22 protein-coding genes and 1 tRNA gene are annotated in these 25,359 nt (G+C 60.3%); 13 read left to right on the plus strand and 10 right to left on the minus strand.

Annotated elements, in window-relative coordinates:
* Positions 1-64: 64 nt before the first annotated feature.
* The 6 genes from sufC to ACWUI2_RS13420 form a co-directional block, all read right to left on the minus strand.
* Positions 65-823: a Fe-S cluster assembly ATPase SufC gene (gene sufC, locus ACWUI2_RS13395; RefSeq protein ID WP_486983358.1), complete on the minus strand. Its 759-nt coding sequence runs from the start codon at positions 821-823 to the stop codon at positions 65-67.
* 104 nt (positions 824-927) lie between these two features.
* Positions 928-1,374, minus strand: a complete 447-nt coding sequence (locus ACWUI2_RS13400) for a Fur family transcriptional regulator (protein ID WP_486983359.1) — start codon at positions 1,372-1,374, stop codon at positions 928-930.
* 301 nt (positions 1,375-1,675) lie between these two features.
* Positions 1,676-2,356: a hypothetical protein gene (locus tag ACWUI2_RS13405; protein WP_486983360.1), complete on the minus strand. Its 681-nt coding sequence runs from the start codon at positions 2,354-2,356 to the stop codon at positions 1,676-1,678.
* 6 nt (positions 2,357-2,362) lie between these two features.
* Complete coding sequence (locus ACWUI2_RS13410) at positions 2,363-2,884, minus strand: hypothetical protein (RefSeq protein ID WP_486983361.1); 522 nt, start codon at positions 2,882-2,884, stop codon at positions 2,363-2,365.
* A 225-nt stretch (positions 2,885-3,109) separates the two neighbouring features.
* Positions 3,110-4,399, minus strand: a complete 1,290-nt coding sequence (odhB, locus tag ACWUI2_RS13415) for a 2-oxoglutarate dehydrogenase complex dihydrolipoyllysine-residue succinyltransferase (RefSeq protein WP_486983362.1) — start codon at positions 4,397-4,399, stop codon at positions 3,110-3,112.
* Between the two features lie 3 nt (positions 4,400-4,402).
* Entirely contained in the window at positions 4,403-7,120 is a 2,718-nt protein-coding gene (locus ACWUI2_RS13420; protein WP_486983363.1) for a 2-oxoglutarate dehydrogenase E1 component, read from the minus strand.
* A gap of 102 nt (positions 7,121-7,222) precedes the next feature.
* On the opposite strand from ACWUI2_RS13420, the gene ACWUI2_RS13425 reads away from it, so the two are divergent.
* Both ACWUI2_RS13425 and ACWUI2_RS13430 read left to right on the plus strand, forming a co-directional pair.
* A complete protein-coding gene (locus tag ACWUI2_RS13425; protein ID WP_486983364.1) occupies positions 7,223-7,573 on the plus strand; it encodes a hypothetical protein in 351 nt (116 codons plus the stop codon).
* Entirely contained in the window at positions 7,573-7,965 is a 393-nt protein-coding gene (locus ACWUI2_RS13430) for a translation initiation factor (protein ID WP_486983365.1), read from the plus strand. The genes ACWUI2_RS13425 and ACWUI2_RS13430 overlap by 1 nt, the downstream gene beginning before the upstream one ends.
* A gap of 67 nt (positions 7,966-8,032) precedes the next feature.
* On the opposite strand, the gene ACWUI2_RS13435 is transcribed toward ACWUI2_RS13430, so the two are convergent.
* The 4 genes from ACWUI2_RS13435 to ACWUI2_RS13450 all read right to left on the minus strand — a co-directional run bounded on the left by ACWUI2_RS13435 (position 8,033) and on the right by ACWUI2_RS13450 (position 13,645).
* Positions 8,033-9,310 (minus strand): ABC transporter permease, encoded by a 1,278-nt coding sequence (locus tag ACWUI2_RS13435; protein WP_486983366.1) that lies wholly within the window; start codon positions 9,308-9,310, stop codon positions 8,033-8,035.
* 13 nt (positions 9,311-9,323) lie between these two features.
* Positions 9,324-10,031 carry an ABC transporter ATP-binding protein gene (locus tag ACWUI2_RS13440; RefSeq protein WP_486983367.1) on the minus strand — a complete coding sequence of 236 codons (708 nt, stop codon included), beginning with the start codon at positions 10,029-10,031 and terminating at the stop codon, positions 9,324-9,326.
* A gap of 5 nt (positions 10,032-10,036) precedes the next feature.
* Entirely contained in the window at positions 10,037-11,704 is a 1,668-nt protein-coding gene (locus tag ACWUI2_RS13445; protein WP_486983368.1) for an efflux RND transporter periplasmic adaptor subunit, read from the minus strand.
* Between the two features lie 216 nt (positions 11,705-11,920).
* Positions 11,921-13,645 carry a TolC family protein gene (locus tag ACWUI2_RS13450; protein ID WP_486983369.1) on the minus strand — a complete coding sequence of 575 codons (1,725 nt, stop codon included), beginning with the start codon at positions 13,643-13,645 and terminating at the stop codon, positions 11,921-11,923.
* Between the two features lie 398 nt (positions 13,646-14,043).
* On the opposite strand from ACWUI2_RS13450, the gene ACWUI2_RS13455 reads away from it, so the two are divergent.
* The 11 genes from ACWUI2_RS13455 (at position 14,044) to ACWUI2_RS13505 (ending at position 25,342) form a co-directional block, all read left to right on the plus strand.
* Positions 14,044-14,120 (plus strand) — tRNA-Val (locus ACWUI2_RS13455).
* Positions 14,121-14,130: 10 nt separating this feature from the next.
* The gene (ilvN, locus tag ACWUI2_RS13460) at positions 14,131-14,601 is read left to right on the plus strand and encodes an acetolactate synthase small subunit (RefSeq protein ID WP_486983370.1); all 471 of its coding nucleotides are present in this window, start codon (positions 14,131-14,133) and stop codon (positions 14,599-14,601) included.
* 45 nt (positions 14,602-14,646) lie between these two features.
* A complete protein-coding gene (gene ilvC / locus ACWUI2_RS13465; protein WP_486983371.1) occupies positions 14,647-15,675 on the plus strand; it encodes a ketol-acid reductoisomerase in 1,029 nt (342 codons plus the stop codon).
* 287 nt (positions 15,676-15,962) lie between these two features.
* Complete coding sequence (gene hemC, locus ACWUI2_RS13470; RefSeq protein ID WP_486983372.1) at positions 15,963-16,817, plus strand: hydroxymethylbilane synthase; 855 nt, start codon at positions 15,963-15,965, stop codon at positions 16,815-16,817.
* Positions 16,817-18,373, plus strand: a complete 1,557-nt coding sequence (gene cobA / locus ACWUI2_RS13475; protein ID WP_486983373.1) for a uroporphyrinogen-III C-methyltransferase — start codon at positions 16,817-16,819, stop codon at positions 18,371-18,373. Before hemC ends, cobA begins: the two co-directional genes overlap by 1 nt.
* A 370-nt stretch (positions 18,374-18,743) precedes the next feature.
* Positions 18,744-19,400, plus strand: a complete 657-nt coding sequence (locus ACWUI2_RS13480; RefSeq protein ID WP_486983374.1) for a phosphoribosylanthranilate isomerase — start codon at positions 18,744-18,746, stop codon at positions 19,398-19,400.
* A gap of 52 nt (positions 19,401-19,452) precedes the next feature.
* Positions 19,453-21,087 (plus strand): 1-acyl-sn-glycerol-3-phosphate acyltransferase, encoded by a 1,635-nt coding sequence (locus tag ACWUI2_RS13485; protein ID WP_486983375.1) that lies wholly within the window; start codon positions 19,453-19,455, stop codon positions 21,085-21,087.
* A 213-nt stretch (positions 21,088-21,300) separates the two neighbouring features.
* Positions 21,301-22,602 carry a Gfo/Idh/MocA family oxidoreductase gene (locus ACWUI2_RS13490; RefSeq protein WP_486983376.1) on the plus strand — a complete coding sequence of 434 codons (1,302 nt, stop codon included), beginning with the start codon at positions 21,301-21,303 and terminating at the stop codon, positions 22,600-22,602.
* Positions 22,603-22,802: 200 nt separating this feature from the next.
* Positions 22,803-23,423, plus strand: a complete 621-nt coding sequence (locus tag ACWUI2_RS13495; RefSeq protein WP_486983377.1) for an HNH endonuclease — start codon at positions 22,803-22,805, stop codon at positions 23,421-23,423.
* A gap of 219 nt (positions 23,424-23,642) precedes the next feature.
* Complete coding sequence (locus tag ACWUI2_RS13500) at positions 23,643-23,999, plus strand: c-type cytochrome (protein WP_486983378.1); 357 nt, start codon at positions 23,643-23,645, stop codon at positions 23,997-23,999.
* A gap of 26 nt (positions 24,000-24,025) precedes the next feature.
* On the plus strand, positions 24,026-25,342 hold the full coding sequence (locus ACWUI2_RS13505) for an FCSD flavin-binding domain-containing protein (protein WP_486985064.1): 1,317 nt from the start codon (positions 24,026-24,028) through the stop codon (positions 25,340-25,342).
* The last annotated feature ends 17 nt before the right edge of the window (positions 25,343-25,359 follow it).

Below are 25,359 nucleotides of genomic sequence, written 5' to 3' on the forward strand. Positions count from 1 at the left end.
GTTCGCGCGCGGGGCGCGGTTCGAAGTTGCAAGTTCAAGATTCGGTGGTTGGCGGGAGGGCCTCTCAGTGGGCTCCGGCCAGTTCCTCCTTCACCCAGTCGTAACCCTTTTCCTCGAGTTCGAGGGCGAGTTGTTTGTCGCCGCTGCGGACGATGCGTCCGTCCCACATGACGTGGACGACGTCGGGGACGATGTATTCGAGGATCCGTTGGTAGTGGGTGATGAGCAGGATCCCGAGGTTGGGTCCCTTCAAGGTGTTGACTCCGTGGGAGACGATCCGGAGGGCGTCGATGTCGAGTCCGGAGTCGGTCTCGTCCATGATGGCGTATTTCGGTTCGAGCATCGCCATCTGGAGGATTTCGTTGCGCTTCTTTTCACCGCCGGAGAACCCCTCGTTGACGGAGCGGGCGGTGAATTTGCGGTCGATTTGGAGAAGATCCATCTTCTCGTAAAGGCGGCGGTAATAGCCGGTGGCGTCGAGTTCCTCGCCTTCATCCATGCGGGCCTGAACGGCGGCGCGAAGGAAGTTGGCGATGCTGACCCCCGGAATCTCGCTCGGGTATTGGAACGCCATGAACAAACCGGCGCGGGAGCGTTCGTCGGGCTCCATTTCGAGGATGTTTTCCCCATCGAGGAGAACCTCGCCGGAATTGACTTCGTAATCCGGGTGACCCGCCAAAGCCTTGGCCAGGGTGCTCTTGCCGGTGCCGTTCGGCCCCATGATGGCGTGGACCTCCCCCTTGGGTACGGTCAAGGAGAAGTCCTTGAGAATCTGCGTTCCTTCGACGGAGACGTTGAGGTTTTTGATTTCCAACTGGTTCATAGTAAAAAGTGGTTTCGGTGACCGGGAGTGATCTTAATAAACGGATGAGTCTTCGGTGGATTGCGGCGGAAGGCGAACTTCGGCAGCGGTTCAATTGATACGGATCAAGTTCGGGAGGAATGTTCGGGTTGGCATGCCGGGCAAAGGCCGCGGAAGTTGATTTCGAATTGGTCGACCTGATAGCCGGTCCCGGCGGCCGAGGCGAGTTGGTCGAGGACGGAATCGGAGAGGTCGATGTCATGGACCGCGCCGCAATGGTTGCAGTAAAGATGGCCGTGCTCCTTGAGGTTGCCGCAAAAGCGGGAGGAGTCGCGGTCGCGGTTGACCTGACGGATCAAGCGGCACTCGACCAATGTTTCGAGGCAATTGTAAACCGTTGCCAGCGAAACGGAAGGCAACTGCTCGCGCACCTTCCGCAAAACATCCTCGGCGGTCGGATGCCCCCGTTCCTTCATCAGGACGTCGTAAACCAACTGGCGCTGACGGGTCATCCGCAGGCCGTTGTCGGCCAACGCTTCGTCGAGCACTGTTTTGGACTTTCCGTCGAGCATCGTAAAAGGGAAGAGTTACCCTTCTTTTTAATGATATCAAGAATTATTCTAAATAAATCTGAGGGATTGGGCTCTTTTCATCTGATCGATTTGTTGGAGTTCAGATTTTAACCACGGAATACTCGGAATACACGGAAGGAGGAAGAGTCGGTGATTTGTTGAGCAAGTTCCGGCTTCAGCCGGTCTTTTTGTTGAGGCTCGGGACCGCATGAATGCGGGACTCCAACAGGAACAGTGCCGACGGTGGACGGCAGGATGCCATCCCTCCCAGTGGCGCGGGAGGAGTTTCACATGGGGTCGTTTATTGGCCGTATCGTGGTTCGGTCGGAAATGGAAACGTGTAGGCGAGGGTCAACTCGCGGGCGATGTGTTCCCAGTCTTCCGTTGTCAGGGTTCCGTCGCGGCGGGCGTCGCGGTAGGCCATGGCCTGGGCTCGGACGGTGGCGCCCGGGAGCAAATCTTCTTGGCTTGCTCCATGGATCAGTGAAGTGAGGCGGGCGATGGTCCGGGCGTAGTCCTCCGGGGGGACTTTCCAGCGGCGTTCCTTCCACCAGAGCAATTCCAGCCGGGCGGCCTCGGCCGGATCGAATTCGCCGTCGAGTCCGCGACGGATGATTTCATAGTATCGTTCCAAGGCCGGGAGGCAGCGGGGATCGTCGGTGTCGGCGCGGAAGTGTTTCGCGGCGCGGGCGGCGTGGAAGGAGAGTCGGGCGCCGTCCCACCAGGAAAACCGGTATTGCGAACAGGCGACCTGCATCGCGGTCGCTCCGAGGCGGAGCCACCGGTGTTCATAATAATAACGCCACATGTCGGCCTCGAGTTGGCCCATCCGGGCCGGCTCCATTGCCTCCCGGTCCGGTTGGGCGCGAAGATGTTGGACCGTCACCAGCCCGATCGCGGCGGCGAGGGTGACCACGGCGACGTTTCGAAGGGTCCGCCACGGCCGTCGAGGGCGGGCGGATCGGGGTTCGCTTTTGGGCATGGCCGATTATTTCGAAACCCGGATCACCCAGTCGCAAATAGTTCGGTTTCGAAAGATCAGGAGGAAGGCGAAAAAGGTCATGGTGATCGCTTCGATCGGTCCCCGGAACGGCCAGTAAGGGACGGATCCCCGGCGCCCGTCCGTCGCTTCGGTCCTGAACCAATCGATGCCGAGCTCGATCACGGCGGGGAGGTATCTGACCAGGAAAAAGAATCCGAGGAGAGCCAGCCCGACCTGCAAGAGCGCGGTCCCGTTGATCTGTCCGGCCGTGATCACGTTCTCCCCTTCGATGAACAGCAACCGGGAGATCCGGGGCGCCAAAATCACCAATACGACGCCCAGCAAGGCCTTCACGGAATAGCCGGCGATGATCCACGCGAGAAAGGCCGCCCGTCCCTCTTCCAGATGACCGGCCATCAGAAACGCCTGCTGGATGAAATGAAAGGCGGAGAGTTCGGCGATCACTTGATAGATGAGAAAGAATCCGGTGAGCCGGAGGATCACGGTGGAGAATGCAATCTGATTCATCGATTCATAACTGTCTAAAGAAAAGCAAATGTCCAGCGGTTTGAAGGGGAAGGTTTCGGTGTTTCGTGTAACTTGCCGTCCGAGTTCCTTTCCTGCGGTTTCCGTAGCATGCCGGCTTTCGCCGGATGCTTGTGCGGGAAAGAGCCCGGCCGGTCACCGAGCGAAAACTTGATGCTTCGGGGCCCGGACAGGAATGTCCGGGCTCCTTTGCGGTGGTGTCGGGACTTACAGGCCGAGGAGGAGGCGGGCGGGGTCTTCGAGGGCGTTTTTGATCCGAACCAGGAAGGTGACCGCTTCGCGGCCGTCGACGATGCGGTGGTCGTAGGAGAGGGCGAGATACATCATGGGACGGATCTCGACTTGTCCGTTGACGGCGACGGGGCGCTCCTGAATGGAGTGCATGCCGAGGATGCCGCTTTGCGGCGGATTGATGATCGGGGTCGAGAGGAGGGAGCCGAAAATGCCGCCGTTGGAGATGGTGAACACACCGCCTTCGAGGTCGTCGATGGTGATTTTGCCGTCCCGGGCTTTTTTGGCGTAGGCGGCGAGTTCTTGTTCCAGTTCAGCCATGCTCAGTTGGTCGCAGTCGCGAATGACCGGAACCATCAGGCCGCGTTCGGAGGAGACCGCCACCCCGATGTCGTAGAAGTGGTTTTGGACGAGGACGTCTCCTTCCAGCTGGGAGTTGAGTTGCGGGATCTCCTTGAGCGCGTCGACGGTGGCTTTGATGAAGAACGACATGAAGCCGAGCTTGATGCCGTGCTTTTTGACGAACTGGTCCTGGTAGCGGGCGCGGAGTTCTTTGACGGCGGTGAGATCGACTTCGTTGAAGGTGCTTAGGATCGCGGCTTCCTTTTGGGAGGCGACGAGACGTTGCCCGATCCGCTGGCGGAGCGGGGAAAGTTTTTTGCGGGTCTGGCGTTCGCCGGATGGAGCGGTCGAACGGGCGGCGGCGGGTTTCGGTTCGGCGGGGGCGGGGACGTCGGCCGCGGGGGCCGGTTTTGCGCCGGCGTCGGGTTGGGCGCCCTGTCGCTCCGCGGCGGCGAGCATGTCGCCTTTGGTGACCCGGCCGGTTTTGCCCGAGCCTTGGACGGTCGAGGGATCGATGCCGGTTTCGGCGGCGAGGCGGCGGACGGCCGGGGAAATCTCGGCCGCCGCGGCATTGACTCCCTTGCGGAGTTCGGGCGGAAGTTCTCCGCCGCCGGATTCGCCGGATGCGGGCGCGGCCTTCTTTTCTTCGGCGGGGGCGGGGGATTCGCCGGAACCGCCCGCTTTCTGAGCCGATTCGTCGATCTCGGCGACCACTTGTCCGATGGTGACCTCGTCTCCCTCCTGGACCTTGAGGGAAATTTTCCCGGAGGCGTCGGCCATCCCTTCGGAGGTGATTTTGTCGGTTTCGAGTTCGAAGATGATTTGGTCGCGTTCGACCCAGTCGCCCTCTTTGACTCGCCAGGCGGAAAGAACTCCCCCGGTGATCGATTCTCCCATCGGAGGAACTTTTACTTCTTTAGCCATGGTTTAACTGCTGAATGCGGCGTTGAGGAATTCGTTGAGTTCGATTTTGTGGACGGCCAGGGAGCCAACGGCCGGGCTGGCGCTGGCGCCGCGTCCGACGTAGTCGAATTTGCGGCCGGCCAATTCCTCCAGTTGCGGAGCGAGGAACGACCAGGCGCCCATGTTCTGTGATTCTTCCTGGCACCAGATCAGTTTTTCCACGCCGGAGTATTTTTTCAAGATCTTCCGCAAAGCGTCGGTGTGGAGCGGATACAATTGTTCCAGGCGGACGATCGCGGTGTCGGTGATCTTTTCCTTGGCGCGATGGTCGGCGAGATCGTAGTAGACCTTGCCGGAACAGAGGATCAATCGGGACGGTTTCTTCGGCGATTCCTTTTCCTCGAGGACCTCCTGGAAGGTGCCGTTGGTGAATTCGTCGGCGGTCGAGACGACGTCCTTGTGGCGGAGGAGGCTTTTCGGCGCCATGATGACGAGCGGCTTCCGGAAGGAGCGTTTCATCTGGCGGCGCAGCAGGTGGAACAACTGGGCGGGGGTGGTGACGTTGCAGACCTGGATGTTGTCCTCGGCGCAGGATTGGAGGAAACGTTCGAGGCGGGCGGACGAGTGTTCGGGCCCTTGGCCCTCGTATCCGTGCGGGAGGAGGAGGACGATGCCGCTGACCCGTTGCCACTTCGATTCGCTGGTGGTGATGAACTGGTCGATGATCACTTGGGCGCCGTTGGCGAAATCGCCGAACTGGGCCTCCCAGATGCAGAGCATTTGGGGGAAATCGAGGGAGTAGCCGAAGTCGAAACCGAGAACGCCCGCTTCGGAGAGCGGGGAGTTGTAGACGCAGAACATCGCCTGGTTGGGGTCGAGGTTGAGCATCGGGACGAACCGCTCGCGGGTTTCGATGTCGTAGAGGGCGGCGTGGCGGTGGCTGAAGGTGCCCCGTTCGCTATCCTGTCCGGAAAGCCGGACGGGGGTGCCGTCGAGGAGCAAGGTGGCGAAGGCGAGGGCCTCGCCGGTGGCCCAGTCGATCGGGAGATCGTCCTTGAGCATCCGGCGGCGGGTGTCGAGTTGGCGTTTGATTTTGGAGTTGATCCGGATGGTGTCGGGGATGGTGGTCAAACCCTTCAGCGCCTTTTCGAGCATCTTCCGGGAGACGGCGGTCTTGACCGGTTTGAAGGAGTAGGGAGGTTGGAAGTCGGCCCGGGAGCCCTCGAACTTCTGCTCCTGGTGTCCGCTTTCGCGCTCCTTGGTGACCTTCTCGAAGGCTTGGTCGAGGATCTCCTGGAACTCGGCGCCGATCTTGCGGGAGGTTTCCTCGCTGAGCGAGCCCTCTTCGATCAGTTGGCGGCTGAGGACCTCGCTGACCGGCGGATGTTTGGCGATCGAGCGGTAGAGGAGCGGCTGGGTAAACATCGGCTCGTCGGTCTCATTGTGACCGTATTTGCGGTAGCAATACATGTCGAGGACGATGTCGCGTTGGAAGGTCTGGCGGAATTCCAGAGCCATTTCGACGCACATGATCACCGCGAGCGGATCGTCGCCGTTCACGTGGATGACGGGGGCCTCGATCATCTTGGCCATGTCGGTGCAATACGGAGTCGACCGGCCGTCGGTCGGCAACGTGGTGAAACCGATCTGGTTGTTGACGATGATGTGGAGGGTTCCGCCCGTGCGGTAGCCGGGGAGTTGGGAAAAGTTGAGGACCTCGGCGACGATCCCCTGGCCGGTGAAGGCGGCGTCGCCGTGGAGGAGCACCGGCAAGACCTGGGAGCGGCCGGTGTCGTTGAGCAGACGCTGACGGGCCCGGGCGTTTCCCTGGACGACCGGATCGACCGCTTCGAGGTGGCTTGGGTTGGAGGCGAGGAAGATTTTGACCGGATCGCCGCTTTCGGTTTTGCGGATCGATTCGTAACCGAGGTGGTATTTGACATCGCCGTCGCCGCCGACGGTGTTGGGGATGTAGTTTTCCGAGAACTCTCGAAAGATGAACTCGTAGGACTTTTGCATGATGTTGGCCAGCACGTTGAGGCGGCCGCGGTGGGCCATCCCCATGACGATCTCCTTGACTCCGGCGGCGGGGGCGCGTTCGACCAAAGCGTCGAGACAGGGGATCAACGTTTCTGAACCTTCGAGGGAAAAGCGCTTTTGTCCGGCGTATCGGGTATGGAGGAAGTGTTCGAACATCTCCGCTTCGAGGATCTTGCGGAGAATGCGATGCTTCTTTTCCTTGGAGAAATTCGGCCGATTCAAGGTCGGCTCCATCCGGTCGCGCAACCAGCGACGGGCCTCCTTGTGTTGGATGTGGTTGTATTCGATCCCAATGGTCCGGCAGTAGGTTTCCTGGAGGTTGCCGACGATTTCGCCGAGGGAAAGTTCCTGGCCGCCGAGGTAGTGGGGAATCGAGAACCGTTCGGAAAAGTCCTCTTCGCCGAGGCCGAATTCCTGGAGGCGGAGCCGCGGGTAATCGAATTGGCGGAGGCCGAGCGGGTCGAGGTGGGCGGCGTTGTGTCCGAGGGAGCGGTAGGCGTAGATCAAGCTGGCGACCCGGGCCTGTTTGGCCTCCTTTTTCGGAGAGGTCGCGGACGTTCCATTTTTTCCCCGGGCGAGTTCGAAACCTTCGAAGAACGCGCGCCATCCGGCGTCCACTTCGGCGGGATCCCGCTGCCATTGTTCGTAGTACCGATCAATCAGCTCTGCATTCGCGCGATTGGCAAATGATGAAATTTTCATCCTGTCTTATTTGAATTCTCCGGAAAAATGAAACTGCTCTAATTACTGTGAAGAAACGAAGGACTGGTCCGGCCTCCATGGAATTACCGCTATGCGGCCACCATGATCACAATAAAACAACGACTGCTGCTTTACAAGCGGGAAGGCCTGGGCATATCCTCCCAATGTATGACTGGGAGCGATTTCAACCGCAAGAATGACCCAATGATTCACCAAAAGATTAAGGAATTACTCGAACAATTGCAGAGTGGTATTAGCAAAGCTGATAGCCACGCGATCACCTACTCATTGGGGGAGTTGGACCGCGTGGCGCGGGAACATGGATCGGAAATCGATCCGCAGTTGATGCATTTCCTGCAGCGGCGGAGTTACGACAAGGCCCGGTCGTTCCTGGCGGGGGAGGCCGACATCCCGGCCGGGATCTGCGGGGGACGTCACGGAAAGAAGGGGTGATGGGCGTGAAAAAACGGATCGACGTCGGCGGCGGAGACGGCTTGGGACAGAATCCTTTTGCCGCCTTGGATGGGACGGGATTGCCGCAGGCGGCGCCGGTGCGGCCGACGGAGTCGGAAAGAAGGGTTGAGCCGACAAAGAAGAACCGCGGCCGGGTGGAGATCCGCCGGGAGAAAGCAGGGCGCGGGGGAAAGACGGTGACCACCGCCCGGGGTTTTCAGCAGGCGGCTTGTCCGGCCGAGTTGGAGGAATGGACCGCCCAACTCCGCAAACGGTGCGGCACTGGCGGTTCGTATAAAGCCGGCGTGATTGAAATCCAAGGCGACCGGCGGGACGATATTTTCCGGTTTTTCGAGGAGAAGGGATTTCGCCCGGTTTTGGCCGGAGGGTGAAGGGGGAAATTTAGGATTTTAAATTTTCCGTGGAATCACTGCGGGGACGCCAATCCCAAATCTAAAATCACTCATGCCTGAGGGCTTCAATCGGGTCCATGTTGGCGGCGCGGGTGGCGGGGTAGAGGCCGAAGACGATGCCGATCAGGACCGAGATGCCGAAGGCGAGGAGGAGCGAGGGGAGGGTGATGATGGTGACCATGTTGGTCAGATGCGCGACCACCACGGGGATCAGGATCCCGGCGGCGAGGCCGATGATGCCGCCGCCGACCGAGAGGACCACGGTCTCGACCAGGAATTGGGTCACGATGTCCTTTTTCTTCGCTCCCAACGCCCGGCGGACTCCGATTTCACGGGTTCGTTCGGTGACGGTCGCCAGCATAATGTTCATGATGCCGATCCCGCCGACCAAGAGGGAGAGGGCGGCGATGGAGCCGAGGACGATGTTGAAGATCCGTTTGGTTTGCTCGGCTTGCCGGAGGAGCTGCAGCGGGACGATCAGTTCGTAGTCGTTCTTTTCGTGGAAGGCCTGGAGCAAGGTGCGGAGTTGGTGGGAGCCGGTTTCGACTTGGGTGACGTCGTGGAAGCGGACTGTGATTTGGTGCAACTCCACCTGTTCGAATTCGCGGCTGCCGGAGGTGGCCCGGACGATCAATTCGCCGAAACGGCTGCGGGCGACGGATAGCGGGATGTAAACGAAGTGGTCGGCGTCGGAAATGCGGGGAGCGTTCGCGTCGCGCGAGGTTCCCGGAGGATCGGCCACCACGCCGACCACCCGGTAATAGTGGGAGTCGATCCGGATCTCGCTGCCGATCGGTTCGCGGAAGTCGAAAAGGCGGTTGGCGAGACGTTCGCTGAGGACGGCGACATTGCGCTGGTAGTGCTGATCCAATTCGGTGAGGAAACGGCCGCGTTGAATCGGTGCGTTGAGCAAACCGAGGTGGGAAGGGAGGGTGCCGGTCACCTGGGCCTGGATCTGCCGGGTGTCGAACCGGACGTTTTCGCGGAAAATCCGCATCGGGAAAACTTCGTCGATTCCCGGAATGGTGCTCCGGATTCGGTCGGCGTCGCGGTAGGTGAGGCCGAAAGCGACCGCCATTCCCTGTTGGCCGCCGCTGGCTTGTTCCGCGGCGGGCGGTTTGACGCTCTGGATGATGACGTTGTTGCTTCCGAGCCCCTTGATCGCTTCCTGCGCCTCGTGGGAGGCTCCTTCGCCGATCGCCAGCATGGCGATCACCGAGGCGACTCCGAAGATGATGCCGAGCATGGTGAGCGCCGACCTCATCTTGTGGAGGAGGAGATTCTTTATCCCGAGGCGGATGGTGTTGAGGAGGCGAAAGGACACCGGAAATCGAAGGTTAGGCTTTGGCGGGAGATGGTTGGCGGTTGACCACCTTGCGGTCGATCAAGCCGTCTTTCAGGTGAAGGACGTATTGGGCGCGGTCGGCGACATGGTCGTCGTGGGTGACCATGATGATGGTTTTTCCTTGGCGGTGGAGTTCGTCGATCAAATCGAGGACCTCGTCTTCGGTTTGCGAATCGAGGTTGCCGGTCGGTTCGTCGGCGAGGATGACCGGCGGGTCGTTGGCGAGCGAGCGGGCGATCGCCACCCGTTGCTGTTGTCCGCCGGAAAGTTCACTCGGACGGTGGTTCAACCGTTCGCCGAGGCCGACCCGGGTCGCCAGGTCGGCGCAGCGTTGAAACGCTTCCGGCGAATCCTGGTTCTGGTAAAACAACGGGACGTGGATGTTCTCCAGGACGGTCAACTGGTCGATCAGGTTGTAGGACTGGAAAACAAAGCCCAGCCGGCGGCCGCGGATGGCCGAAAGGGTGTCGTCGTCGAGATCGGAAACGTCGTCTCCGCCGAGGAAGTAGCGTCCGCTGGTTGGCCGGTCGAGGCAGCCGAGGAGATTGAGCAAAGTCGATTTGCCCGATCCGGAGGAGCCCATGATCGCCCAATAGGAACCAGGGGCGATTTCGAGCGAGACGCCGCGGAGGGCTTTCACTTCGACCGACCCCAGGTGGTAGGTTTTGTGGACGTTGTCGATGCGGATGATCGGTTCCATCGCCGTCAAATTTGGGAATCGCCCTCCTGGGGACGGCGCCGCTGGCGGGGTTCGCCCCCTTCGCCCCGGCGGGCGGCCGGAGAGGCATCGGCGGCGTCGGGGCGGGCGGGAGAGGCCTCGGTTTCGGCGGTTTCCCCGCGGGCTTCGGCGATACGTTCGACATCCTGGTCGCCGATCGCGAGCGGGAGGAAATCTTCATCCAAAGCGCGGCGGGGAGGGGAAAGGCGGATTCGGTCGCCAATGCCGAGGCCGTCGACGATGTGGACGTGGGTGTCGTTGAACATCCCGAGTTTCACCGGCACCTGCTCGGTGCGGGATCCGTTTTGGCGGAAGACGACCCGTTCGCCCCGGGAAGTCGACACCGCCTGGATGGGAACATGGATCACGTTTTCCAGTTGGCTGACGACGATTTCGGCCCGGGCGGAGACGCCGGGGTTGATCTCGGGAAGGTCGTCTTCGATCAATACCTCGGTGGTGTAAACCTTCAAGTTGGGGTTGAGCCATTGCTGCTGGGAGTCGGGCAGGACCGCCACCCGTTGCACCCGGCCGCGGAAACGGCGGTCGGGGATGGAGTCGATGGTGACGAACGCCAGTTGTCCCCGGCGGACCTGAGAAACCTGCGACTCGTGCACCTTCACCTCCGCCAGCATCCGGGAAAGGTCGGGCAGTTTGATGATTTCCTGGCGCTCCCGGACGGTCGCTCCCTCCTCCATCGGAGTTTGTTCGCGGCCGACCCGGCCGTAAACGACCAACCCCGCCTGGGGGGCGAGAATCCGGGTGTTTTGCAACTGGCGCCGGATCCGGGCCAACCGGGATTCCTCCAACTCGTAGGTGGCGCGGCGGGCGTTGAGGGTGGCTTCGGCCTGGCTCAATTCGGCGGTGGCGCGGGAGCGGGCCCGTTCGAGGGAAGCTTTGGCCTGTTCGAGGTCGGACTCGAGTTGGCGCAGGCGGCGGGGGCGTTCGTATTGACGCAGCAGGCGGGCCTCCTCCTCGGCTCGGTTGAGTTCGATCTCGCGGCGGGTCACGCTCAATTCGTCGGCTTGGAGTTCGGAACGGGTGGCGTAGCCTTTCCCTTCGAGAACGATGGTATAGTCGAGACGCTCGCGGGCCCGGGCCAATTCCTCCTTGGCCAGTTGGATGGCAGCGGCGGAATTGCGCTCCTGCTGGGGCCAGTCGCCGTCGATGTATTTGGCCTGGTCGGTCTTGGCGAATTCCAGGGCGAGTTCGGCCAAGGCGATGGCGCTTTCGGTTTCGCTCCGTTTGATTTTCAGGTTTTCCCGGGCCTCGGTGAAGCGGGAAAAGGCGTCTTCGAAGGCGATCTCGCGCTGGCTGAGCGACTCCTCGAGTTCCGACGAATCGAGTTCGACCAGGAGGTCGCCGCGTTCCACCTGGGTTCCCTCCGGGACGAGGAAAAGAATGCGGGTGGTGCCCTCGACCCGGCTGACGATGCTCACTTCGTTGGCGGAGCGCAAGGTGCCTCCCTCGACAATGGAAACGAGCATATTGCCTTGGCGGACCTGGTGGTATTCACCGGTTTCCGTGCTGCCGCTTTCGCTGCGCGCGACGAAGAAAAGTCCGCCGGCGAGAACGGCCAGCGCCGCTCCGCTGGCCCAAAGACGGCGGGAACGACCGGTGCCCTTGACCGGCGAGGATGGTTGTTTAGGTGCGCTCATGAATCGGATGCGTTATGGGATTAAGAACGATGGATCGTGAAATCGTTCCGGTGGATGTCGGAATGCCGGTGGGTTAACCACTAATAATCACTAATAAACACTAATTAGTGGGTTTGAGTGGGGCAGCGAGTAACGCTGGGGATTTCCGTTGAACATTAAAATTTTCATTCGTGGTGATTAGGAGTTGCAGGACCGTGTTCAAGTCTGGTTTTCGAGTTATGACCGGCGGAAAAGTTCGTCGGGAGTGATGACCGGGGCGTCGGTTTGCAAGCGGCGTTCCGGGGGGCCGTCGGGAGTGTCGTCGGTCCGGTAGGCGAGGTCTTCGCGGATCCAGAGCCCTTCTTCGTCGGTCTCGAGGATGCCGAGGTCGCGGAGGAAGGCGTAGCGGCCGATGTGGTAATCGATCAACGAACGGGTGAGGGCGTTGCGGGCCTGGAGCTGGGCCGCCTCGGCTTCGAGGACGTCGCGGACCTCGGCGTTGCCGGCCCGCAGGAGCAGTTGGGCGGCGTCGAGGCGGCGGTCGGCCAGATCGACCGCGCGGCGCTGGATGGCGTAGTTTTGCTCGGCTTGAGAAAGACCCCGGAGGCCCTGGCGCAGATCGTTGCGGGTCTGGTCGATGGCGAGGCCGAGGGTGCGGAGCTGGCGTTCGAAGGCGATGATCGATTGGCGGTAGTTGTTGCGCTGGATGCGGCGGTCGAACGGAAGATCGAGCGCGAGGCCGACGTCGGCGCGGTAGTTGTTGAGATCGAAACGGGTGTAGTCGTCGGGATCGGATTGGAGGGAGACGCCGCCGAAGAGATTGAGTCCCGGTTTGAGTTGATTGGCGGTCACGGCGATCCGCCGTTTGGCGTCCTCGAAGCGGTCGATCTCATTCAGGAGATCGAGTCGGGTGGCGAGGGCGATTTGCAGGGCTTCGGCCTCGGTGTAAGGGACCGGGATCAAGCCGGCGTTTTCGAGGTCGCGCAACGGTTGGTCGTCGAGGGCGAGTTCGTAGCCGGGAGGGATGCGGAGCTCCAGTTTGAATTGGTCGAGGGAGTTCAGGTAATCCTCGACCGCGAAAATGTAGCGGCTGCGGGCCCGCAACTCGTCCTGGCGGGCCTGGTCGGCCTGGAGTTCGCTCGCCCGGTCGAAGGCGAGCGCTTCGACTCGTTCGCGGCCGCGGATCAGGTTTTGGTAGGTGTTGTATTCGTTGCGGACGGTGTCCTGCTGCTGGATCAGCCGGAGGTAATTGCCGACGATGCGGACGGCGAAGGCCTGTTGGAACTGGGAGAAAGCCCGGATCTCGTAAATGACCTCGCGTTCGGCTTGGGTGAGGTTTTCCGCGACGATGTCGCGTCCGGCCCCGCGCAGCAGCGGTTGGACGATGTCGAGGGAGATCAAGGTGGTGGTGGTGCGGCGTGGATCGCCGGTGAAAAAACGGAGGATGTCGGTGGAGACCGCCGCTCCGATCTCGCCGCCGGTCTGGAGGAGCTGGGAAACGCCGGTTTGGCCGGAGACGTTGCCACGACGTTCGCCGTCGGCGGTGCGGGTGGCGCTGACGTCGGCCGAACCGAAGAAACGCGGGCGGAACCGGTGATGTTGGCGGCTATATTCGAGGGCGGCGAGGAAGAGGTTTTCACGGCGGGTCTGGAATTCCCGGCTGTTGCGGATCGCCATCTCCAGAGCCTCGCTGAGGGTGAGGGAAATTTCCCCTTCGGTCAGGCGGCCCTCGACGATCTCGTCGGCCGGAATCTCGGCCGGATCGCGTTCGGAGTAATCGGTTTCGATCCGCCACCCCATCTCCTCGCCGAACACCTCCTTTTCGCGCTGGCGCAAAATATCATACATCTCCTCATCGGCTTTTTCGCGGTGATAGGCGGTGGAGCAACCGCTGATCAAGGCGAGCATTCCGATCAGCCCCAGCCGGACCGGCGGGAACAATGAAAGTAATGGATTTCTCAAGAAGTGGATAAAATGAAAAGGTTCGACGAAACCGGACAGACTCGTTTCTGCCTATAGGGATGAACCCGCACAAGCCGGAAAAGTCGCAACCGGGCCTGAGGTTTTTACCGATGGGGGCGTCGGTTCGCGGGCAGTGGGGGGAGAGGAGACTACGGCATACGCGGAATACCCGGAAGAAGGAGGGTTTTGTTGGAGTTCCGCCTTTGGGCGGTCTTTTCAGGAGGTACCGCATAAAGGCGGAACTCCAACGAAGATCGGCGAAGTTATTCGGGTAAGGATCACTCCGCCGCGGAAGGGGGGGTATCGGCCAGATGAAAAAGCCCTGTCGGGAGCCGTGCGCGGGGGCAAATTTGTTCTTGCTATCGCCAACCGCATGGCTCTTAGTTTGACGTTTTTCCGGACGGCTAGCTCAGCTGGTTAGAGCATCTCGTTTACACCGAGGGGGTCGGGGGTTCGAATCCCTCGCCGTCCACCATTTTCAGGTCATGAGGCATACATTATCCGTATTAGTCGAGAATCAGTTTGGCGTTTTGGCGCGCGTCGCCGGGATGTTCAGCGGTCGCGGCTTCAACATCGACACGCTCAACGTCGCTCCGACGCATGATCCTTCCCTTTCCCGTATCACCGTAGTGGTTCGCGGAGACGACAAGGTCCTCGACCAGATCACCAAACAACTCCGCAAATTGATCAACGTCGTCGAAGTCCGCGATTTTAACGACGCCCAGGCGGTCGACCGGGAACTCGTTTTGGTTAAAATCGGCGTCGACGCGAAGTCCCGCTCGGAACTGATCCAGGTCTGCGACATTTTCCGGGCGAAAATCATCAACGTCAGCTCCGACTCGATGATCGTTGAAATCACCGGCGACGACGGCAAAATCAATGCTTTCCTCGGTCTGCTTGAACCCTACGAAATTCAAGACATGGCCCGCACCGGAAAATTGGCCCTCAGCCGCTGAATCCACCCATCATTTTTTTGCACCGCAAGAATCACAAGGAACCTTATGCCAGCTAAAGTATATACAGATAAAGATGCAGACTTGTCGCAGTTCAAAGGGAAGACGCTCGCCGTCATCGGCTTTGGCTCGCAGGGACACGCCCATGCCCTCAATTTGAAGGAGAGCGGTTGCAACGTCATTATCGGATTGTATCCAAAAAGCAAATCGAGACCGGTCGCGGAAAAGCTCGGTTTCAAGGTGTTCGACACGGCGGAAGCCGTGAAGGAGGCCGATGTCATCATGGTCGGCGTACCCGACATGGTCCAGGCCGACGTCTATGAAAAGGACATCGCTCCCAACCTCAGCGCCGGCAAGTGCCTCTTGTTCAGCCACGGTTTGGCGATTCATTACGGTCTGATCAAGACCGCCGACGACGTTGATGTGATCATGGTCGCTCCGAAGGGCCCCGGCCACGTGGTTCGCAGCCAATACAAGGAAGGCAAAGGCGTTCCGGCGATCATCGCGGTGCACAACGACGCGACCAAGAAGGCGAAGAAGATCGCCTTGGCCTGGGCCAAGGGAGTCGGTTCGACCCGCGCCGGAGTCTTGCAAACCACCTTCAAGGAAGAGACCGAAACCGATCTCTTCGGCGAACAAGCGGTTCTTTGCGGCGGTGCCTCGGCATTGGTCCAAGCCGGGTTCGAGGTTCTGGTCGAAGCCGGTTACCAGCCGGAAATGGCTTACTTCGAGTGCTTGCACGAATTGAAGCTGATCGTCGACCTGATGAACGAGTCCGGCATCGCCGGGATGCGTTTCTCGATTTCCGAAACCGCCAAATACGGCGACATCACCCGCGGCCCGCGTGTCATCACCGCGCAGACCAAGAAGGCGATGCAACAAATCCTGAAGGAAATCCAGAGCGGCAAGTTCACCAAGGAATGGGTCGCCGAATACAAGGGCGGACTCAAGAACTACAAGCAACTTCTGAAGGAAGGCGAAAAGCACCAGATCGAAAAGACCGGTCAACGCCTCCGCGGGCTGATGCCGTGGGTCGCCAAGCGCAACCTGAAAGGCGTCCAAGCTTCTTTCAGTTAAGAACAAGCGGATTTTAAATCACGTTTTATGAAGGGGACGGCCGAAAGCCGTCCCCTTTTTCGCGTCGGGGTCGTTTCACAGAAGGGAACGAAGGGAAGCGAAGTTGGAGTGACTGGCAGAATCATTGTTGGGAAAATCATTTGCGAACAGGGGCTTGCGGTTCAAAGGAATGATTTTGCCACCCATGATTTTGTCGTCCTCCGTCTTCCTCTCATCGCAATCCGCTTGCCCCAGGGGGGATTCGGGGTTCTTCTTCTGGATTCTTCACTTCCAGAGAGATTCATACCGTGTCCGACCAGAAATTGATCATTGCCACCCGAAAAAGTCCGCTTGCTTTGGCGCAGACGGAGATGGTGATCCAGCACTTGCGCCGTCAGATGCCCGGCGTCGAATTCGAAATGCTCCAGCTTTCGACTACCGGAGACCGGCAACGGGATTGGTCGTTGGAGAAGGAGGGAGGCAAGGGACTTTTCACCAGTGAGTTGGAGGAGGCGCTGCTTCGGGGAGAGGCGGATCTGGCGATGCACAGTTCCAAGGATTTGCCGACCGACATCAGCGAGGAGTTGGCGCTGGCCGGATTTCTGCCGCGCGACGATCCGCGCGATGTCCTGGTTTTGCGGGAGGGAGTTGCGACTCCCGCGCTCCTCGCGACCGGAAGCCCCCGGCGGCGGGCTCAGGCGGCCCGGATCTTTGCGGGAGTCGAGTGGCGGGAAATCCGTGGAAATGTCGAAACCCGTTTGCGCAAGATCGCCGATGGTGAGGCGGACGGCACCGTCTTGGCTCGGGCCGGATTGGACCGGTTGAAGATCGACGCCTGGCCCGGGGTGGTGTTTCGCACCTTCTCGACCGAAGAGATGGTGCCGGCGGTCGGTCAGGGCGCGGTCGCGGTCCAATGCCGCGCGGCGGAGACCGAAAAATTCCGGCGGTTTCTTGATGAACCGACCCGTTTGGCGGTGACGGTCGAGCGGACGTTTCTCTCGAAATTGGGCGGGGGGTGTCATGCCGCTTTCGCCGCCCATTTTTCCGATGGAGCGTTGGAGATCTTTCATGAAAAGACCGGGTATCGGCGGGTCTGTCTTCCGGATTTGAAACCGGAGGAAATCGGTCCGGCGATCGACACCATCGTGGAGGGGCTTCTGTGATGGCGACTGCTGGAAAAAGAGGTCGGGTTTATTTGGTCGGGGCCGGTTCCGGGGATCCGGGATTGATCACGGTGCGGGCGAGAGAACTTCTCGAACGGGCCGATGCGGTGGTTTATGATTATTTGATTCACCCCGGTTTGCTCGATGGATGCCGACCTGATTGCGAGCGGATTTATGTCGGTAAGAAGTCGGGATTCCACTCGGTGCCGCAGACGGAGATCGAGAAGATCCTGGTCGCGAAGGCGAAAGAAGGGAAGGAGGTCGTTCGGCTGAAAGGGGGCGATCCCTACATTTACGGCCGCGGCGGAGAAGAGGCGATGGCCTTGGCGGCCGACGGGATTCTCTTCGAGGTCGTGCCCGGGATCACCGCCGGGGTGGCGGCCGGGGTCTATGCCGGGATCCCGCTGACCCATCGGAACACCAGTTCTTCGCTCATCTTTCTGACCGGTCACGAGGATCCGGAGAAAAAACGGCTCGCGGTGAAATGGCGGGAGTTCGCCCGGCTGGACGCGACGCTTTGCATTTACATGGGGATGGGCCGTTTGACGGAGATCGTCGGCGAACTGCTGGCGGGCGGAATGAATCCCGAAACTCCGGCGGCGGTGGTTCAATGGGCGACCCTGCCCCGGCAGCGCAGCCTTTTCTCGACGGTGGGCCGTTTGCCCGAGGAAGTCGCCGCGAAGAAGCTGACCTCGCCCGCGATCGTCTTGATCGGCGAAGTGGCCGCGCGAAACGAAGGATTGCGGTGGTTCGAGAACCGGCCGTTGTTCGGTCGGCGGGTGGTGGTGACCCGCAATCAGGAGGGGGCGGGCCAACTTCGGGAGAAGCTCGAACTGCTCGGGGCGGAGGTGTTGGAAATCCCGTTGGTCACGGTCACGGCGGATGTCGATGCCGCGACCGCCGACGAAGTTTTCGCCGAGTTCTGGGGATACGAATGGATTGTTTTCACCAGCGCCAATGGCGTGCGCCACTTTTTCGAGGAATTCAATCGGCGGTATCCCGACATTCGGGCGCTTGGGGGAGTCCGTTTCGCGGCGATCGGCACGGCGACGGCGCGGGAGATCGAGTCACACCGGATCGCGGTGGAGTTGGTCGCGGAAAAGTCGATCGCCGAAGGGATGGCGGAAGCGCTGATCGCCACCGACAGTCTCGACAGCGCGAAGGTTTTGGTGGTGACCGGTAATCGCAATCGAAGGGTATTGGTGGATCAACTACAGAACGCCCGGGCCATCGTCGACGAGTTGCCGGTTTACCGGACCGAGCTGGCGGCGTTGGAGGAAAATCCGGTGGTGGCGGATTTCCGGGAGGCCGGGGCCGATTGGATCGTATTCACCAGTTCCTCGGCGGTGACCTCGTTCGTGAAACAGCTGGCGTCGTTGAAGTTGGCCCCTAACGCCGTGCCGCCCAAAGCGGCCAGCTTGGGACCGATTACCAGCGGGAAGTTGACGGAGCATGGAATCCGGGTCGCGGTCGAGGCCGAGCAACAGAACCTCGATTCCCTGGTGGAAGCCCTGGTGAAGGCGGGGGATTCGGTGGACGAGCAGCGGAAGAAATGAAGAGGACCCTCCGCATGCGCCTTCAGCCCCGCAGGGGCGAAATCCAACAGCCCAGGGCAACGTCCTGGGGATTAGTCCAAATTGACACGTCAGCCCTGAAAGGGCGACATCCGGGGGAATCGGGTGTGCGTCTTCAGCCCCGCAGGGGCGAAATCCAACAGCCCAGGGCAACGCCCTGGGGATTAGTCCAAATTGACACGTCAGCCCTGAAAGGGCGACATCCGGGGGAATCGGGTGTGCGCCTTAAGCCCCGAAGGGGCGAAATCCAACAGCCCAGGGCAACGCCCTGGGGATTAGTCCAAATTGATACGTCAGCCCTGAAAGGGCGGCATCCCCGGGAGCCGGAGTTCGAACGGCTTTGATAATTAGGATGAGCGCACTTTCACGAGTCGAAATCAAGGTTTGCGGAATCACCCGGCGTCCGGACGCCGAACTGGCGGTTCGTCTCGGGGCGGGATTTCTCGGCTTCATTTTTTACCCGAAATCTCCCCGGTGTATCGGGGCGGATGCATACCGGACCTTGGCCGACGGACTGGGTCCGGTGAAGAAAGTTTATGTGCAGGTTCGTCCGGAAAGGGAAGAATTGGCGCGGGCGGTTGACGAAGGGTTCGATTATTTCCAACTGCATTTCGCGGCGGAGGAAGGCGGGCGTTTGGCGGAGGAGTGGGCTGAAACGGTATCCCGGGAGAAACTCTGGCTCGCGCCGCGGATTGCGCCGGGCGAGCCGTTTCCGGAGCGGTTGTTGCCGGTTGCGGATACGTTTTTGATCGATACCTACCGGTCGGACGGTTTCGGTGGAAGCGGGGCGACGGGAGACTGGGGGCGCTTTCGGGAGTGGTCGGAACGCCATCCGGAAAAACGGTGGATCCTTGCCGGGGGGCTCGATCCGTCGAACGTGGTGGCGGCGGTCGAAGCGAGCGGAGCGGCGGCGGTCGACGTCAACAGCGGAGTGGAAGCGGCTCCCGGACAGAAGGACCACGACCGGTTGCGGGCCGTGTTCGCCGCGTTGAAGGGGACGGAGACGTGACGGTGGCGGAGGAGTGATGCGGCAGGTCCTTCCTCCAAGAAACCGCTGGTTTGTGCCGGCGCTGTTATTCCGTGGTCTGCTCTACCTGGTGGTCCGGCTGGTGTATTCGGTGTCCGCATTTGGCACGGAAAACGTTCCCCGGAAAGGACCGGTGATGTTGGTCGGTAACCACCTCTCATTCGTCGACGTCCTTTTGTTGCAGGCGGCGTATCCAAGATTCATCTACTTTGTGGCGAACGAATACCTCTTCCGCATCTGGTGGCTCGGTTGGTTCATGCGGATGATGGGGGTGGTGTCGATCCAGCCGCGGAATCCGCGCGGGGCGTTCCGTCAAGTGATCGCGAAGCTCCAGGAAGGGGCGGTGGTCTGCATGTTTCCCGAAGGCCAATTGAGTCAGACCGGTTTTCTCGGACGCATGAAACCCGGCTTCAAGGTGCTTGCCGGACAAGCGGGTTGTGTGGTTCAGCCGGCGTATGTCGACGGCGTGTGGGGATCGGTCTATTCCTATGCCGGAAACCGGTTTTTGGGGAAACGAGGCTTGCCGTGGCGGACGCCGCTGCGGGTGGGGATCGGTTCGGTCCTTCCGCCGGACGAAGACCTGCTCGTCCGGACCCGGCGATCGCTTTGCGATCTCGGCGCGGAGGCGTTCGCCCGTCGCCCGTCGTTGAACGAAAACATCGGTCGCCGGGCGGTGCTGATGTTGGCCCATCGGCCGTGGCGGCGGCGGTGGACTGACGGAAAACGGACGTGGACCGACGGACGTCTCCTGGCGACGGCGATCGTAGTGGCCCGCCGTATTCGGAAAACCATGCCGGAGCCGTCAATCGGCTGGGAGGCGAGGTCGGATCTCCGGCATGTCGCGGCGAATTTGGCGGTGACGTTGGCGGGAAAAGTTCCGGTGGTTTTGCCGAAGGGCGACGTTGGGAAGGTGCGGAAGGTTGATTGGGATCGGGATTGGAAGGAGGCCGGAGGGAGCGTTGGGATTTGGATCGGCTTGATTTACCTTCTGCCGGGGAAAGTCGTCGCCCGACTGATCGGCGCCTCGCGAACCGGTGGAGATCGGGAGGCGATTCGATTCACCGGAAACGGGAAGCCGATCTGTTTCTCTCATCGGAACGTGATGGCGGCGGTGGAGCAGCTCGGAACGGTGAATTTTCTGTTTCCGGACGACCGGGTGCGGTGTCATCTCGATCCGGCCGCAAGTGTCGGTGGGATTGTTGGCGTTTGGTTACCGATGTTGCGACCGACGGCCGGACGGCGGTGGTGTTTGGGGGAAGATCTCGTGGGAGTCGGGCGGGATTCCACGGTTATATTGGCAACCCAAAGGGATGAGGGGCAAGAGCGGCAAGGGGCGAAAGGGTCTCGGAAGTTTGTGATGGGGACCGCACCCTTGGCCGCGGGGGACGATCGATTCACCCTTTACGCGGATGCGATCGAAGGATGGGTTCTCGGCGGAAATTTTCCCGGACCGCCGGCCCATGCATCGCCTACGGAGACCGCAGCGAAAGTCGGTTCGTTCGGACGGATTTTTCCCGGAACGACAGTGCGGGTGGACGAGAACGGACGTTTGCTGGCGAAAGGGGCGTCCCTGTCGGACGGCGGGAAGACGAGTTGGGTGGCGATCGCTCCTTCGGTCCGGATCGATGAAGACGGATTCGTATTCCCGGATTGCGGTTGCGACGGCTGAAGCTGAAGTAGGAGCTTCGTTCTTTAGGTGAAGACCGTGCGGCTGAGGAGTGGCTGCTTCGTTGGAGTCCCGGCTTCAGCCGGTCTTTAAATCGAGTTGGGGACCGGTTGAGGATGTTCGGGATCCCGGTTTGTTCAACTATTGAACAAGTGTCGGTTGTTTATGGCAAATTGTCCGGCAGTCTGGAGAACGAAACTGTTTTACCGTATCGATATGGCCAGGAAATCTTATGTAATCGTGGGCGCGGGTGGGCGCGCCGTCATGTTTCTCGATCCGATCGCCGGGGATTACCGGGAGGTCGCGGAGCTTCGCGGGATCTGTGATCTGAGTCGGACTCGGGTTGATTATCATCGGAAGCGGTTGCGCGAGCGGTTTGATTACCCGGATGTGGCCGGATATGGAGCCGACGAGTTCGACCGGATGTTGGACGAGCAAAAACCGGATGCGGTGATCGTCTGCACCATGGATTCGACCCACCATGATTACATCATTCGCAGCGTCGAGCGCGGTTGCGATGTGATTTGTGAGAAGCCGTTGACCATCGACGCGGAGAAGTGCCGGGCCATTCAGGAAGCGGTTCGACGGACCGGTCGGAGCGTGCGGGTCACGTTCAACTACCGGTGGGCGGCGGTGGCGACTAAGGTGTATGAATTGCTGCGGGAAGGGGTCATCGGTAAGGTTTTGCACGTCAACTACGACCATGTGCTGGATATCTACCATGGAGCCGACTATTTCCGGCGCTGGCATGCGAAACTGGAGAATTCCGGCGGTTTGCTGGTTCACAAGGCGACCCACCAATTCGACTTGATCAATTGGTGGCTCGGGGCGGTTCCCGAGAGCGTTTACGCCTCCGGTCGGTTGGCGTTCTACGGCAAGGAGAACGCCATCGCGCGGGGCGAAGAGGAGCGGACCCGTTACGGTCGCTATCTTGGCGAAGGGGATCGCAAAGACCCGTTTTTCATCGACATGCGGGGGGAGCAGACGTTGGTCGATTTGTATGTCGATGCGGAGAAAGAGAGCGGATACATCCGGGACCGCAATGTCTTCGGCGATCACATCGATATTTACGATTCGATGTCATTGGTCGTCAAATACACCGACGGCGTCCAGCTCAGCTACAGTCTGAACGCGTTCAGCCCGTATGAAGGGGGCAAAATCAGTTTCACCGGGGAGAAAGGCCGGATCGAATTGGAAACCTGGGCGACCGGTCACGTCATCAAGGGCCAGAGCGACAGCGAACTCGCCCATGAGCAAGACCGGCAGAAAGTGGAGCGGATCACGGTCAGGCCGTTGTTCGGCAAACCGTATGAAGTGCCGATTCCTGAAGCTAAAGGGGGCCATGGCGGCGGCGATCCATTGATCATCCGCGACATCTTTAATCCCGAAGCTCCCGCCGATCCGTATCACCGCGGCGCGAATTTCGAAGAAGGGGTGGCGTCGGCGATCGTCGGCATCGCCGCCAACGAATCGATCCGCACCGGGGAGGTGGTCCGGGTGAAAGATTTGCTCGGTTGAAGCGGATCGGGTTGTTTGATGCTCCGCCACGTTGTTGGAGTTCCGCATTTATGCGGTCCGTCTGGAAAAGCGATTCCGTGCGTGAAGACCGGCTGAAGCCGGGACTCCAACAAAACGGCCAAATGAAATAGCGGCGGCACTTTCCCGCGAAGAAGCGTTTGACATAGGCACGGCACCTGCTTTCAATTCCGGCAATTGCTATGGAATCGGCTATTTCATCGCAGGTGTTGGTGCTCAACCGCCTTTGGCAGGCAGTCAACATCATTGGCATGGAACGAACGTTCAGTCTTCTATGTCAGGAACATGCCCAGGTGATTCATCCCACCGAGGAGAGTTACCAGGTTTTCAGTTTGATGGATTGGATCGACTTCTCCCGGGAAAATCCGCCGTTGGAGGAGATCGATTGCGTTCATACTGTGAAGCACCGGATCCGGATGCCGCAGATCATTTTGTTGACGGTGTTTGACAAACTTCCCCGCAAGGAAGTGAAGTTCACCCGCAACAATGTTTTCGAGCGGGACAAGAACCAGTGCCAGTATTGCGGCAAGACTTTCGACCGGAGCGATTTGAATCTCGACCACGTGATTCCGCGACATTACGGAGGTAAAACCACGTGGGAAAACATCGTTTGTTCCTGTGTGCCGTGCAACGTCCGGAAGGCGAACCGGTTGCCCCACGAGGCACACATGCGGCTCCTGAAAAAACCGCATCGTCCGAAGTGGCGTCCGTTTATCAGTTTCGTGCTGAAAAGTCCCGCCTACGAATCGTGGAAACACTTCCTCGACCTGGCGTATTGGAACGTCGAATTGGAGGAGGGCTGAGCGAAGGCTGGGTGATTCGTTTGGCGTTCGAACCGCCGGGATCCGCTCCAGGCCGCCCGGTGATGGGTGATATTGATCTCGTCCGGTCGCTCCAACGTGCGAACCGATGAGCCCCGAGGCTTGACCCGTTTACGGGGAAAAGCTTTGCTCGCCCCTTATGAGAAAAAAGTCCGCCACTGCTATCCCCGTCGTGATTCGGCGGAAATCCGGGAGGTTCTTATGCGCTTAGTCGTTCTCGTGGGCCTGATCGCCCTGGGGGGCGCGACATTCATCCTTTCGTTGCGGAGCTCGACCGAGCCCACGCAAGGGGCGTCGGCGGAGACCCCGTTCGAGGCGAGGATCGCGCTTGTTGCGGCTACTTGCGCGAATTGTCATGGGACGGACGGGCGTCTTCGGACGGCTATCCCGCCGATCGCCGGTATGCCTGAGTCGTTTTTGCAGACACAGTTGCTTGCCTTCAAGAATGGCGAAGTGCCCGCGGCCACGGTGATGCCGCGTCTGGTCAAAGGATACACCGACGAAGAATTGAAAGCGCTGGCGAGTTATTTTGCCGCTCTCCCGCGTGAGAGAGAATGAGTCCATCAACCCTCGACATGGCACCTATGAACGCAAAGGGAATGAATCGCCGCGAGGCATTGAAGTATTTGGGATTGGCGGGAGCCGGATCGTTGTTGGCCGCCTGCGGGATGCCGCTCTACGCGACCCGGGGAGGCGCGGGGCAGCGTGTCGTCGTTGTCGGGGGCGGATTCGGCGGCGCGACGGCGGCCAAGTACCTTAAACGCCTGGCTCCCCGCCTCGAAGTGGTCCTGATCGAACCCCAGCGCCGCTATTACACTTGCCCATTTACCAACCTTTATTTGGGCGGACTGCGGGAGTTCGAGACCCTCGGCCATGGTTACGACGAATTGCGGAACCGTTACGGGGTGCGGGTGATCCATGATTTGGCGGGTGATGTCGATTCCGAAGGACGGCGGCTGACCCTCGGAAATGGAGAACAACTTTCATGGGACCGCTTGATCCTCTCTCCGGGGATCGATTTCCGATGGGGGGCGCTGGAAGGGTATGACGAAGCGGCGGCGGAAAAAGCCCCTCACGCGTGGAAGCCCGGGCCGCAGTCGCGTTTGCTGCGGCAGCAGTTGGTCGACATGCCGGATGGTGGAACCTTTATTCTGGTCGCCCCGGAGAATCCTTTCCGTTGTCCGCCCGGGCCGTATGAGCGGGTGAGCATGGTCGCCCATTATTTCAAGCAGCATAAGCCGCGGTCGAAGATCCTGCTTCTCGACGCGAAGGATAATTTCTCCAAACAAGGCCTGTTTATGGAAGGCTGGAGGGAAAACTACGGCGAGATGATCGAGTGGGTCGGCCGGTCGAGCGACGGAAAGGTGGTGCGGGTCGATGCGGAGAATTTGGAGGTCGAAACCGAATTCGGCGAAATCCACCGGGCGTCGGTCTTGAACGTCGTTCCGCCGCAACAAGCGGGATTAATCGCGAAACGGACCGGGGTGGTGGACGGGACCGGCTGGACGCCGGTGAATCCGCGGACATTCGAGTCGAAAGCGGTCCCTGGGGTTTATGTCATCGGCGACGCGGTGGAGGCTGCGCCGATGCCGAAATCCGGTTTCGTGGCGAACACTCAGGCGAAGGTGACGGCGCGGGCGGTCGTGGCGGACCTGGCGGGCGAAGAGCCGCCGGAACCGAGTTGGACCAACACCTGTTACAGTGTGATCGCGCCGAATTGGGGGATCACGGTGGCGGGCGTTTACGAAGTGCACCAAGGCGAATTGAGGGAGGTGCCGGGATCCGGTGGAGTGAGTCCATTGGCCGCCGCACCGGACTTCCGCCAGAGGGAGGCGCTTTACGCGGAAGCGTGGTATGCGGCGATCGCGCAGGACACCTGGGGGACGCGTCCGGCGGGTTGATCCGATTTTCGCGAAAT

Source organism: Verruconatronum alginivorum (assembly GCF_056590205.1).